The organism is Limnohabitans sp. TEGF005 (genome assembly GCF_055394835.1).
This window is the reverse complement of sequence record NZ_AP029226.1, coordinates 52,696-65,825: the sequence shown is the minus strand read 5'-3', so window position 1 is coordinate 65,825 and position 13,130 is coordinate 52,696. Positions and strand designations below refer to the sequence as shown.

Genomic DNA, 13,130 nt, shown 5'->3' with positions numbered 1-13,130 from the left:
TTTATGACACGGCGTCAACTGTATCGGAAACATGAAATGCCGACATGACACCGGCCCATCGCTCAAGCTCCGCTGTGACATGCTGGCGTAGTTGATCAGGGCTACTGGCCTGAACCTGCGCGCCGTCTTGCAGCATCCTGCTCACGATTTCTGGATCACAGAGCACCCGATTCAGCGCCGCGTTCAAATGCGCAATGATGTGATCCGGCGTCTTTGCAGGCGCAAACAAGCCATACCACTGAGTCAAATCAAGCGCATCCAAACCCAACTCCCCGAACGTTGGCACCTCAGGCCAATCCGGTAAGCGATGCAGCCCTGCCACCGCCAATGGACGCAACTTCCCCGTCTTCAGATAGGGTAAAGCACTGAACAAGCTGGGAAACATCCATTGCGTCTGACCTCGAACAATGGAGTTGATGGCCGGCGCTGCCCCTGCATGCGTCACACCTTCCACCACCAAGCCATGGTGGTTCAGGAACATTTCAGCGGCCAAATGCGGAACCGTGCCTTCACCTGCCGAGGCATACATCATGGATTCCGGGTGCAGGCGGATGTGCTCAATCAACTCATAAACTGATGCGACCTTCAGACCGGCACTCACCACCAACATGCTCGGCGAATAGCCGATCAGTCCGACAGGACGGAAATCATTCAATGGGTCATAACGAACCTCTTGCATGACCGGATTGATGCCATGCGTAGCGATGTAGCCAAACATCAATGTGTAGCCGTCCGGCCTTGCTGCGGCGACAAATTCTGCAGCCACACTTCCGTTGGCGCCAGCACGGTTGTCCACCTGTATGGACTGCCCCAGATCCGGCCCCAATTTGCGCGTCAAAATTCTGGCCATGGTGTCATTGCCACCGCCCGCAGTGGTCGGCACGATGATGGTGATTTCTTCACTCGGATATCCCGATACGGTGGCTGCCGCCGGTTCACGTTCATCGGATGGGAAAACATAGTCCGGCAAATACAACTCACCTTGCATGATTTTCCGTACCGTGCGCACCAAAGCGGCTTTCTGTACAACGCCGTTCAGGCCCTCACCCACCAACTCAACATCCAGATCAATCTTGCCCTGAGGGTGCACCACTGACATTAAGTGCCGCCCGGCTGTCCGCAATCCTCCAGACGCCACGGTTCCAGGCAACGCAAAAGCGGTTCCCACTCCAATCGCCCCCGTCACGGCATGGGAAACATGGCACCGATGCGGCGTGAAATACCTGGACACGATGCTGCCAGCGTCATCGCCCGGGCTGACCACCACCGGCTTAGGCACAACGCTGCCAGAAACATCGCCCAACCCCATGCGCAGACCGGCCTGAAGCCGCATGGATTCGAGCTTCAAAAGCAGCCCACTGTTGGCATCCAGTTCCGCTGGGCGTTCACGCCCAGTCAAACCCAGATCCTTGGCCCGCACGATCATCAGCGGCATGGCGGCATCAATGCAAGTCACCTCGACATCATCGATCTTTTCAATGCGATTACCGGTGGGAAACAACTGCCCAGTGACCGCCCCCCGGGCATCCAAAAAATTCAGCAAAACAGGTGCGGCCGTTCCAGCCACGCCGTCAATTCGAGCAGACCCCTCGTAAGTTACCCGCCCATTAGGCGTTTGAACGGTGGCCTCTATCTTGGCGCCCGTATTGACATTGTGGATACGCACAGTCGTCGTGCCTGGCTGTGCCTCAATCAAGCCCTGCTCAATGGCAAATGGGGCCACCCCCGACAACATGTTGCCGCAATTGGGCCGTGTATCCACAGATTGATGACCGACACCTACTTGGGCAAACAAGTAGTCCAAATCACAATCAGGCAAAGATGAGCGCGATACGATCGCCACCTTGCTGTTGAGGGTGCTGTTCCCCCCCAGACCATCCAGCTGTAGCGGATCTGATGCACCAATGGCACCAATCAAAGCCTGATCACGCAAGGCCGGATCGGAGGGCAACCATTCCTTGAGAAAGAAGGGCCCACGCGATGTCCCAGCACGCATCAGAACGCAGGGAATTGTTCGATTCACAGTCTGCATTTCAGTCAGCCTGTAATTTGGCACGTTGCACCACCTGGCGCCACTTGACCAAATCCTTGCGAACCATGTCGCCCAGCTGTTCTGGTGTACTGGTTTCAACATCGGCGCCATGCCCCTCAATGCGTTTGATGATTTCTTTGTCATTCAGGACCTTGTTCAAAGCCTGATTCAGTTTGACAACGACATCTTTAGGCGTTTTAGCCGGCGCAAAAATCGCATACCACTGATCCACCTCAACGCCGTCGATGCCTTGCTCTTTCAAGGTCGGAACATCTGGGAGCAGCGCTGAGCGTTTATTTCCGGCTATGGCCAGTGCTTGCAATCGCCCTGCCTTCACAAAAGGTGCCCCCGTGAACAAACTGGGGAACATCACATGTGTCTGCCCGCCGATGGTGTCATTGACAGCTGGCGCGGAACCTTTGTAAGGCACATGGAGCAACGACGTTTGTGTCGACAATTTGAACAATTCAGCGGCGAAATGCGGCGCAGTTCCGTTGCCAGCAGAGGCGACGCTGAACTGATCCGGCTTTTCCTTCAAGACACGGACCAAGTCCTTGACATCTTTGACTTTTAACGCAGGGTTGACAACCATGAGCGTGGGCGAATACCCGACCAGTCCGACAGGCTCAAAGTCCTTCACGGGGTCATAACGCAACTTTTGCAAAGCCGGATTCATGGCGTGTGTAGCGATGTAACCGAACATGAGGGTGTTGCCATCAGGCGCAGCCTTGGCCACAAACTCTGCCGCCAATGCGCCATTTGCGCCAGCCTTGTTGTCCACAATCACAGTCCGATTGAGCAGCAGACCCAATTTTTGTCCAATGGTCCTGGCCATGGCGTCATTGCCCCCGCCTGCCGCCGTAGGAACAACGATGGTCAGTGGTTTCTCCGACTGCGCCACACTCAAATTGCAAGTCATCGCCAAGGCCAAACCTGCCACCCATGCCACATTCAACTTCATACCGAACCTTTCAATGTTTCGTGCTTGTTTTCAAAGTTTGCGAATGGTGCAGGAATTTCAACTTTTGTTGAATTGCAATTTTTAATATGATTGATGCATGACACGCATTAATTTTGATTTGCAACAACTGCAGGCATTCATTGCTGTAGCCGAGCGCGGCAGCTTTAGGGCTGCGGCAGAACACATCCACTTGTCACCGCCAGCGTTGAGTCGACGCATCGAAAAACTGGAGTCTATTATTGAGACCCGGCTATTCAATCGGACAACGCGCGAAGTAGAGCTGACCAGCGTCGGCCGCATATTTCTCGAAAGGGCGCGTGCAGCCATAGATGATTTGGAATCGGCCATTTTGGGCATCTCCGACATCGCAGCAACACGCAGTGGACGCGTCACTGTGGCCTGTGTGCCCTCCGCAGCTTTGTATTTTTTACCGCATGTCATCAGTAGCTTTTCTGTCAACTACCCGTCCATCCGGATTCGGGTGATCGACGAGTCCATGAACCAGACCTTGCAAAGCGTATTGACCGGTGAATCAGACTTTGGCATTGGTTTCATGAACACACTGATGCCGGAAATCACTTTCGAAGGCATCCATAACGATCCATTTGTCGTCGCCATGCGACGCGATCACCCGCTTGCAAGTCGAAAAAGCGTTACCTGGTCACAAATTGAAAGCGAACGTCTCATTTCCGTTGCGCGCAGCAGCGGCAATCGCCAATTGCTGGACGATGTCATGAGCAAGGTCGGCTTGATTCCAAACTATGCCTTTGAAGTCAGCCACATAGGCACACTGCTGGGCATGGTGGAAGCTGGGCTGGGCATCGCCGCAGTGCCCCGGACGGCATTGCCGACCAATCACCCCGCTGTGATTGGCCTGCCCCTGAAAAGCCCCACGATTTCGCGCAGCCTGGGCTTGCTTCGCAAACAAGGAAGCACGTTACGCCCTGCTGCGGCCATGTTTCATGACCATTTGTTCGAGGCTTTGCGCAAACGCAAAATCACCGGTCGCTAATCCGCCCATCGGCCTTGACCCTGCGCGCTGCAAGCTGACGCAACAGCTGCAATGCGCAGGTCCCGATTCCACAAGACATCAAAATTGGTATTTGCGCAGGCCCCCATCGACCGGGATCACAGCCCCGGTGATGTAGCTGGCCAAGGGTGATGCCAAAAACGTCACCAGATTGGCCATATCTTCAGGTTCGCCGTAACGGCCCACCGGGATTTCGTTGTCACACTGCCACTGGCGGTATTCAGGTGTGTAGTTGCGAAAAATCTGCTCGGAGTGGATGCGCCCGGGCGGCACACAGTTCACCGTCACACCGTGCTTGCCCACCATGCGCGACAAACCCTTGGCCCAGCTGTGCATGCCGGCCTTGGCGCAAAACGCGCCATTGGTATGTTCTGGTTCGCTCTTGCCCGTGATGTTAATGATGCGCCCCCATTGCCGCGCGATCATCTGATCAATCAGTGCATCGGCCACCTGACGTGGCCGGTGAAAGTTCAAGGTGATGGCTTCTTGCCAGGCCTCTTCGCTCACATGCAGCTCTTTGAAACTGCGCGAGCCACCGGCGTTGTTGACCAAAATATCGACACTCCCCAACCCAGCCAAGGCCGCCTGCGACAAACGGGCGGCCGCATCTTCGGCGTACAGATCGGACTCGATGATCACCGGCGCATGGCCACCGGCCGCCACAATTTCGGCGGCCAACTCTTGGAGCTTGTCCACGCGCCTGGCCGACACGGCCACCCGCACCCCTTCGGCCGCCAGGGCTTTGGCGATGCCACGGCCAATGCCCACACTGGCACCCGTCACCAAGGCCGTTTTTCCATTAAGTTGAAGGTCCATATCCCATCCTTTTGAATGCATAGCCACCCCGTGTGGCGAGTCTTTAATTTCAGCTTAGCACACCCAGAACGACATAAATTTGCCTGCGCAACCGCCGTTCGAACACTTTAATTGACGCGCAAAACACGGTTGCTCGGTGCCCAACATTTCAAAATTCTTCTGCTCCACGGAGGAGGATCATTTTGAACCGGCTCAATCGAGGCGGATTGTCATGTTCCGGAGTGGTGGATGCGTGCATGAATCCGTTGCACCGTCTTCCACACCCCCCACAGCACCAAGGGGATTGACAGGCCTGCAGCCATTTCAGGGTTCACCGGCATACCCAGCTTGTCCAGGGCCTTGGCGCCATACAGCACCAAGCTGACCACGTAATAAGAAATCGCCGCAATCGACAAACCCTCCACCGTGCTTTGCAGACGCAGTTGCAGGTCCTGCCCACGGGTGAGTTTTTCCAGCAAGACCTGGTTTTGAGTCTCGGTGGCAATATCAACACGGGTCCGCAGCAACGCACTGGTGCGCGACACCCGCTCTGACAGGGCCGACAGGCGCTGCGACGTGGCCGCCACCGTGGCCATGGCGGGCGACAAACGGCGCTGCATGAATTCACCCACCGTCTGGGTGCCGGCAATCGGTCGTTCACGCAACTCGGCAATGCGCTGGCTCACCAAAGTGTCATAAGCCCGTGTGGCCGAAAAACGGTAACCGTGTTCCGCTGTGGCCCGTTCGATGCGGGCAGCCAAAGACACCAGCACATCCAGCAAAGCCTGGTCACTGTCTTCTTTGCGTTCCAGCCGAGCCGTGATTTCGGCCAGTTGGGCTTCGGCGTCAGACAGCACGGGCGACAAGGCTTTGGCCACTGGCAAGCCCCGCAAGGCCATCAGGCGATAGGTTTCCAGCTCCAGCAAACGCTGCGAAATGCGCCCGGCACGGGCCTCGCTGGTGTCCGCCGGCGCCAGCACCAACATGCGCTCAAAGCCATCGGCCCCCAGTCTGAAATGGGTCAACACACAAGAGTGTGGCAAGCCCTCGGTGGTGTTGCCCATGCGCGAGCCCACCACTGCACCCTCGCCCAACCAAGCCTGCGCCTGGGCGACGGTGTCGGGCGCATCCACCGGGGCGGCCAGCATGCCCAAATGGATGGCGGCCACGGTCTTGCCCGGAATGGCGCGCAACCACGCCGTGCCCGTCACAACTTGCGATGCCAGCTCGGGCGAAACCGATCCCCACCCGGCGTGCGCAGGCAAGGGCTGAACGATCGAATAGCGCGTGAACTCGGTGTGGCGCTCCCATTTGACGGTGAAACCGTCGCAGCGCAGGCGTAAAAAATTGCCATTCAAGCGGTCCAGCGCCAAGTCGGCATGACCGGGCAGGTCTTTCAGGTGCTGCCACTCTTGCTCACGGCCCACCCCCTCGTTCAGCACGGCCACATACACAATCAATGCGGGCAATCGAACCCGGGCCGATGGCCGGGCATGCACTTCGTTGTGAAGTTGACGCCGCTGCTCATCGTCCAGCGGCAAATAACGGGCGTTCATTTCATTCATCAGTACATTGTGAATTAAGAAGCTCCGGACTTGTCATTTGAAAATGGCCTGAGCCCATGAAAAAAGCCCACGGCACATGTGCGGTGGGCTCGAATTTCGACATCTGCGCTGGATCAGAACGGAATATCGTCGTCCATGTCGTCAAAACTGCTGGCCGCTGGCTTGGGTGCAGCAGCTGGCCGCTGGGCTGGTGCCGCCGCAGGGCGTGCAGCCGGTGCCGACGGGCGAGGCGCATAACCGCCGCCGCCACCGCCGTCATCGGACGGACCGCCCATGCCTTGACGGCCACCCAACATTTGCATGGTTTCGCCACGGATTTCGGTGGCAAATTTTTCGACGCCGTCTTTGTCTGTGTACTTGCGGGTGCGCAAACTGCCTTCCACATAGACTTGCGAGCCCTTTTTCAGGTACTGGCCTGCAATTTCGGCCAATTTGCCGAAAAAGCTGATGCGGTGCCACTCGGTGGCCTCTTTCATCTCGCCGGTCGCTTTGTCCTTGTAGCGGTCGGTGGTCGCCACGTTGATGTTGCTCACAGCATCGCCAGAAGGCAAGTAGCGGGTTTCGGGATCGCGGCCCAGATTGCCGACGATGATGACTTTGTTGACGGATGCCATGAAAACTCCTCGATAAGACCCGGATTATGCGGCTTTTACTCAGCAAGCTGGACGGGTGCAGCCCGCCCCGGCGTCTGCATGGGCAGCGCGACCAAGCACCAGACCAACATGGCCACGGCGCAGCAGGCAAACAAGGCAGGACTGCCCCAGGTTTTCACCAACCAACCGCCCAACCAGCCACCGACAAAGAAGCCCAGCGACTGCAAAGTGTTGTAAACGCCCAATGCCGTGCCACGAACCGCAGGGGGCGCCATGCGGGAGGCCATGCTGGGTTGCGTGGCTTCCAGCACATTGAAACCACAGAAAAAAGCAAACAACAGCCAGGCCATGACCAGCACGCTGGACGTGCCGGATGACTGGACCAGCAAGCCAACTTGAACCAGCGCGATCAGGGCAATCGCAGCCAAAAACGCTTTTTTGAGATGCCCCCGCCGCTCCAGAGCAAAAACACCGCCCATCAAAACAAACGACCCCAGCACGGCGGGCAAATAAACCTGCCAATGCGCGGCCTTGGGCAAACCCGATTGCACCAGCAAAGCGGGCACCGCCACCCACATGGCCAGTTGCACTGCATGCAGCACGAAAACCCCAAAATTCAGGCGCATCAAGCCCGCATGGCGCAGCACATCCTTCAGGCTCCCCCGGGCTTGCCCCTTCATCTGGGCCGGTGCCGGGGGCGCACCCCAAACCACCACCGCAATGCCGAACAGGGCCAACACGCCGGTCAAGCCGAACAGGCCCGACAAACCCATGACGGCGACCAGCACTGGCGCCACCACCAAAGACAAGGCAAACATCAAGCCGATGCTGGCACCCACCAAGGCCATGGCTTTGGTGCGGACTTCGTCGCGGGTCAAATCAGCCAGCAAAGCCGTCACGGCGGCCGAAACAGCACCAGCGCCTTGCAAGCTGCGCCCCACCAGCAAACCTGTCAAATCGGTCGCGCCCGCAGCCCAAAAACTGCCCAAGGCAAAAATGACCAGGCCCAAAACAATCACGCGCTTGCGCCCAAAGCGGTCTGAGGCCATGCCAAAAGGCAACTGCAACAGACCTTGCGTCAAGCCATAAATGCCCATGGCCAGGCCCAGCAGGGCAGGGTCATCTCCGCCCGGGTATTTGCGCGCCTCCAGGGCAAACACGGGCAACACCAAAAACAAACCCAACATGCGCAGCGCAAAAATGCCGGCCAACGAGGCACTGGCGCGGCGCTCCATGGGTGTCATGGACACAGACGAGGAAGCAGATTGCTTTTCAGGGATTTCGGTCACGCGGAACAGCCAGGGGCAGAGAGTCAGGGAAAAGGGGTGATTGTCCCTGATTGGCCCGCCCCGGTGCCAAAAACAGCGCCGACGGGGATAATCAAAGGTTTTGCTGATCTGGCCGTCCACCGTGAACCTTGTTGACTCCCCTTACTTGCCCGACGAACCCGAACAAGCGCGGTATCTGGCGTCAGCCCTGCGGCAAACCCACATCAGTGTGCGCGGTGCCCGCACCCACAACCTGAAAAACATCGACCTCGACATCCCGCGTAACCAGCTGGTGGTGATCACCGGGCTGTCGGGCTCAGGCAAGTCCAGCCTGGCTTTTGACACGCTCTACGCCGAAGGCCAGCGCCGCTATGTCGAAAGCCTGTCGGCCTATGCACGGCAGTTTTTGCAGCTGATGGACAAACCCGATGTGGACCTGATCGAGGGCCTGTCGCCCGCCATCAGCATCGAGCAAAAAGCCACCAGCCACAACCCACGCTCCACTGTGGGCACGGTCACCGAGATCCACGATTACCTGCGCCTGTTGTATGCCCGCGCAGGCACGCCTTATTGCCCTGACCACGATCTGCCGCTGCAAGCGCAGACCGTGAGCCAGATGGTGGACGCCGTACTGGCCCTGCCCGAAGACACCAAGCTGATGATCCTCGCGCCCATTGCGCGTGAGAAAAAAGGTGAATTTGAAAAAGTCTTTGAGCAAATGCAGGCGCTGGGCTATGTGCGCTTTCGCATCAATGGCCAGACGGTGGAAGTGGAAGACCTGCCCACGCTCAAGAAAACCGAGAAACACAACATCGACGTGGTGGTGGACCGCATCAAGGTTCGGTCGGAAGAAGACGAGAAAGTCAAAGGGAGTGCCCGTGATGCCCTGCGCCAGCGCTTGGCCGAGAGCTTTGAGGCGGCGCTGCACCTGGCCGAACACCGTGCCGTGGCCCTAGAGATGGACACGGGGAGAGAACACCTGTTCAACGCCAAGTTCTCCTGCCCGGTGTGCACGTATTCCATCAGCGAGCTGGAGCCCAGGCTGTTCTCCTTCAACTCACCCATGGGCGCTTGCCCGACCTGCGACGGCATTGGCACCATGGCCTTTTTTGACCCCGAGCGGGTGGTGGCTTTCCCTTCGCTCAGTCTGGCCAGCGGGGCCATCAAGGGCTGGGACCGACGCAACGGCTTTTACTTCAGCATGCTCGAAAGCCTGGCCAAGCATTACCAGTTCGACATCGAAACCCCATTTGAAAAGCTTCCCGCCAGCGCACAACAGGTGTTGCTGAACGGCTCGGGTGACGAAGAAATCAAGTTCAGCTACGTCATGGAATCCGGTGCCTCGCAGGGCAAAAAGGTCAGCAAGAAACACCCGTTTGAGGGAATCATCCCCAACATGACGCGGCGCTACCGCGAGACCGACTCGGCCTTGGTGCGCGAAGACCTGGCCCGTTACCGCAACACCCAGCCCTGCACCAGCTGCCACGGCACCCGGCTGCGGCGCGAGGCCCGTCATGTGCGCATTGGCGAAGGTGCGCAGTCGCGCGCCATTTACGACATCAGCCACATCACTTTGGGCGAATCACAGCAGTATTTTCAGAGCCTGAAGATGCACGGGGCCAAGGCCGAGATTGCCGACAAAGTGGTGCGCGAAATCGCCTTGCGTTTGAAGTTCCTGAACGACGTGGGCCTGAACTATTTGAGCCTAGACCGCAGCGCCGAAACGCTGTCGGGCGGCGAGTCGCAGCGCATCCGACTGGCCAGCCAGATCGGCTCGGGCCTGACGGGCGTGATGTATGTGCTGGACGAGCCCAGCATCGGCCTGCATCAGCGCGACAACGACCGCCTGATCGGCACGCTGCAACACCTGCGCGACATCGGCAACAGCGTGCTGGTGGTCGAGCACGACGAAGACATGATCCGCGTGGCCGACCATGTGATTGACATGGGGCCGGGCGCTGGCGTGCACGGCGGGCGCGTGATGGCTCAAGGCACTTGCGCCGACATTTTGGCTGCGCCCGACTCGGTCACTGGCCAGTACATGTCGGGCCGTAAAAAAATCGAGATCCCCAAACGCCACAAAGCAGGCAAGGACTTCATCGAGATCGTGGGCGCATCGGGCAACAACCTGAAAAACGTGAACGTCAAATTCCCCGTGGGCTTGCTGACCTGTGTGACCGGCGTATCCGGCTCGGGCAAATCCACGCTGGTCAACGACACGCTTTACACCGCTGCGGCACACCAGATTCACCGGGCACACGATGAAGCCGCCACCCACGAAGAAATCAAAGGGCTGGAGCACTTTGACAAGGTCATCAACGTCGACCAATCGCCCATTGGCCGCACGCCGCGCAGCAACCCCGCCACCTACACCGGACTGTTCACCCACATCCGCGAACTGATGGCCGAAGTGCCTGCGGCACGCGAGCGCGGCTATGGCCCCGGGCGCTTCAGCTTCAACGTGACCGGGGGGCGCTGCGAGGCCTGCCAGGGCGACGGCGTGGTCAAAGTGGAGATGCACTTTTTGCCCGACGTGTACGTGCCTTGTGACGTGTGCCACGGCATGCGCTACAACCGCGAAACGCTGGAAGTGCAATACAAGGGTCAGAACATCGCGCAGATCCTGAACATGACGGTGGAAGTAGCACACCAGTTCTTCAGCGCCGTGCCCAACATTGCACGCAAGCTGCAAACGCTGCTGGACGTTGGCCTGACCTACATCCGTCTGGGCCAAAGCGCCACCACCTTGTCGGGCGGTGAAGCGCAACGCGTCAAGTTGGCGCTGGAGTTGTCCAAGCGCGACACCGGGCGCACGCTCTACATCCTGGACGAACCCACGACCGGCCTGCACTTTGCCGACATCGACCTGCTGCTCAAAGTGCTGCACCAGCTGCGCGATGCGGGCAACACCATCGTCATCATCGAGCACAACCTCGATGTGATCAAAACCGCCGACTGGCTGATTGACATGGGGCCAGAGGGCGGTGCGGGTGGCGGCACGGTACTGGGCGAAGGGACGCCCGAGCAGCTGGCCAAGAACAAGGCGAGCTTCACGGGCCAATATTTGGCGCGTTTGCTGTGACGGTGTCGGACTGCGCCGACCAACCTTGGCCTGTCCAAGCCTGACCCCAACCCATTTCACGCCCACCTCATCTCCACCCAATTTTTTGATTTTTTGAAGACTCTATGAAAACAGTGATCCGTGCCTTTTTTCGAACCCTGCGCATCGTGCTCGGCCCAGTCATGCTGCTCAAAGAGCGCCTGACCCAACCGGCTGGCATGCAACGCACAACCGCAGCGCAAGCCTCGGTCGACCAGCAATGCCAAAGCCTGGCGCTGTACCAGTTCGGCACCTGCCCGTTTTGCATCAAGGTGCGACAGGAAATGCGCCGCTTGTCGCTGCCCATCGAAAAGCGCGATGCGCAGCACAACAGCGCCAACCGCGAACAGCTGCTGCAGGGCAGCGGTACGGCCCAAGTGCCCTGCCTGAGCATCACCGATGCCGACGGGCAGACGCGCTGGCTCAAAGACTCGGGCGCGATCGTTACTTACCTGCGCGAGCGCTTTGCGGCTCCCGCAGCCTGAAGCAGGCAACTGAGCTCGCATTCGCAACCGCGACCCGGTTGCTTTAGGTGATACCGCATCTCGTTGGGCTGGTGTACAAAACACCCTTCTTCTGGAGCGCCCGATGACCCCCCATTCCCCTTTGCCCCACGCCAAGCCTGCCGATGTGGGCCTGTGCCCTGACCGCACACAGCGTCTGATGGACGTGTTGCGCCGCGAAGTGGAAAGCGGCAGATTGCCAGGTGCGGTCGCCATGGTGGCCCGGCGCGGCCAGATCGGCTTGTTCGAGGCCGTGGGCCAGCAAGACCCCGCCACAGGCAAGCCCATGCAGACCGACAGCATCTTCCGCATCTATTCGATGACCAAGCCGGTGGTGTCCGTGGCGGTGATGATGTTGGTCGAGCGCGGCCAGTTGTTGTTGAGTGACCCGGTCAGCCGCTGGTTGCCTGAATACGCCACACAACAAGTAGCCACGGACCATGGGCTGGAGCCGGTGCGCAATCCGGCCACGGTGCAAGACCTGCTGCGCCACACAGCCGGACTGACCTACGAATTTCTGGGCACGTCGTCGGTGCAACAGCAGTACGGGCAAGTCAAGATCGCCTCGCGCGAACGCAGCAATGCCGAGTTCTCTCAAACGCTGGCGGCGCTGCCTCTGCAGTTTCAACCCGGCAGCGTGTGGGCCTACAGCCGCGCCACCGATGTGCTGGGGCGATTGGTCGAGGTGGTCAGCGGACAAGACCTGGGCGCTTTCCTGCAAACCGAGATTTTTGGCCCATTGGGCATGGTGGACACCGGCTTTGCCGTACCGCCCGCGCAGCACCACCGCATTGCCGAGCCCTTTGCGCACGACCCCGACGGCGGCGTGCCGATGAAGGTGCTTGAACCCCGCGAAGTGCCCGCCATGGAGGGCGGCGGCGGAGGCCTGATGTCCACCGCCATGGACTACGCCCGATTTTTGCAATGCCTGCGCAACCGGGGTGAGCTCAATGGCGTGCGCTTGCTCGGCGCCCACACGGTGGACTTCATGACCGCAGACCATTTGGGCGGCATCCCAGTCGACGGCACCTTGCTGCCACCGGGCCACGGCTTTGGTCTGGGCTTTGCCGTGCGCACGCATTTGGGCCTGTCGCCCGTGCCAGGTTCTGTTGGGCTGTATTACTGGGGCGGCATTGCGGGCACCACCTTCTTTGTCGACCCGGCACTTGACATGGTCGCGATGCTGATGATCCAGGCACCCAACCAGCGGGATTACTATCGCCCCCTGTTTCGCGACATGGTGTACGCGGCCTTGCTGTAAGAAACTCAAAAACACTGGAGAC

General features: G+C 59.0%; 10 protein-coding genes. 4 read left to right on the top strand and 6 right to left on the bottom strand.

What is annotated here, in order from left to right; translation table 11 throughout:
* Position 1: 1 nt before the first annotated feature.
* The gene (locus ACZ5RG_RS00290; protein ID WP_464447509.1) at positions 2-2,056 is read right to left on the bottom strand and encodes a 4-oxalomesaconate tautomerase; all 2,055 of its coding nucleotides are present in this window, start codon (positions 2,054-2,056) and stop codon (positions 2-4) included.
* A complete protein-coding gene (locus ACZ5RG_RS00285; protein ID WP_464447508.1) occupies positions 2,034-2,993 on the bottom strand; it encodes a Bug family tripartite tricarboxylate transporter substrate binding protein in 960 nt (319 codons plus the stop codon). Before ACZ5RG_RS00285 ends, ACZ5RG_RS00290 begins: the two co-directional genes overlap by 23 nt.
* Positions 2,994-3,090: 97 nt before the next feature.
* On the opposite strand from ACZ5RG_RS00285, the gene ACZ5RG_RS00280 reads away from it, so the two are divergent.
* Positions 3,091-4,005: a LysR family transcriptional regulator gene (locus tag ACZ5RG_RS00280; RefSeq protein WP_464447507.1), complete on the top strand. Its 915-nt coding sequence runs from the start codon at positions 3,091-3,093 to the stop codon at positions 4,003-4,005.
* 78 nt (positions 4,006-4,083) lie between these two features.
* On the opposite strand, the gene ACZ5RG_RS00275 is transcribed toward ACZ5RG_RS00280, so the two are convergent.
* From ACZ5RG_RS00275 to ACZ5RG_RS00260, 4 genes are all read right to left on the bottom strand, one after another.
* Positions 4,084-4,839, bottom strand: a complete 756-nt coding sequence (locus tag ACZ5RG_RS00275; RefSeq protein ID WP_464447506.1) for an SDR family NAD(P)-dependent oxidoreductase — start codon at positions 4,837-4,839, stop codon at positions 4,084-4,086.
* Between the two features lie 209 nt (positions 4,840-5,048).
* Positions 5,049-6,383: a DUF3422 family protein gene (locus tag ACZ5RG_RS00270; RefSeq protein ID WP_464447505.1), complete on the bottom strand. Its 1,335-nt coding sequence runs from the start codon at positions 6,381-6,383 to the stop codon at positions 5,049-5,051.
* Positions 6,384-6,496: 113 nt separating this feature from the next.
* Entirely contained in the window at positions 6,497-6,997 is a 501-nt protein-coding gene (gene ssb / locus ACZ5RG_RS00265; RefSeq protein WP_298599774.1) for a single-stranded DNA-binding protein, read from the bottom strand.
* Between the two features lie 35 nt (positions 6,998-7,032).
* The gene (locus ACZ5RG_RS00260) at positions 7,033-8,220 is read right to left on the bottom strand and encodes an MFS transporter (RefSeq protein ID WP_464448222.1); all 1,188 of its coding nucleotides are present in this window, start codon (positions 8,218-8,220) and stop codon (positions 7,033-7,035) included.
* A 166-nt stretch (positions 8,221-8,386) separates the two neighbouring features.
* On the opposite strand from ACZ5RG_RS00260, the gene uvrA reads away from it, so the two are divergent.
* The 3 genes from uvrA (at position 8,387) to ACZ5RG_RS00245 (ending at position 13,108) form a co-directional block, all read left to right on the top strand.
* Positions 8,387-11,326 carry an excinuclease ABC subunit UvrA gene (uvrA, locus tag ACZ5RG_RS00255; protein ID WP_464447504.1) on the top strand — a complete coding sequence of 980 codons (2,940 nt, stop codon included), beginning with the start codon at positions 8,387-8,389 and terminating at the stop codon, positions 11,324-11,326.
* Between the two features lie 104 nt (positions 11,327-11,430).
* Positions 11,431-11,829: a glutaredoxin family protein gene (locus ACZ5RG_RS00250; protein WP_464447503.1), complete on the top strand. Its 399-nt coding sequence runs from the start codon at positions 11,431-11,433 to the stop codon at positions 11,827-11,829.
* A 103-nt stretch (positions 11,830-11,932) separates the two neighbouring features.
* Positions 11,933-13,108 carry a serine hydrolase domain-containing protein gene (locus tag ACZ5RG_RS00245; RefSeq protein WP_464447502.1) on the top strand — a complete coding sequence of 392 codons (1,176 nt, stop codon included), beginning with the start codon at positions 11,933-11,935 and terminating at the stop codon, positions 13,106-13,108.
* The last annotated feature ends 22 nt before the right edge of the window (positions 13,109-13,130 follow it).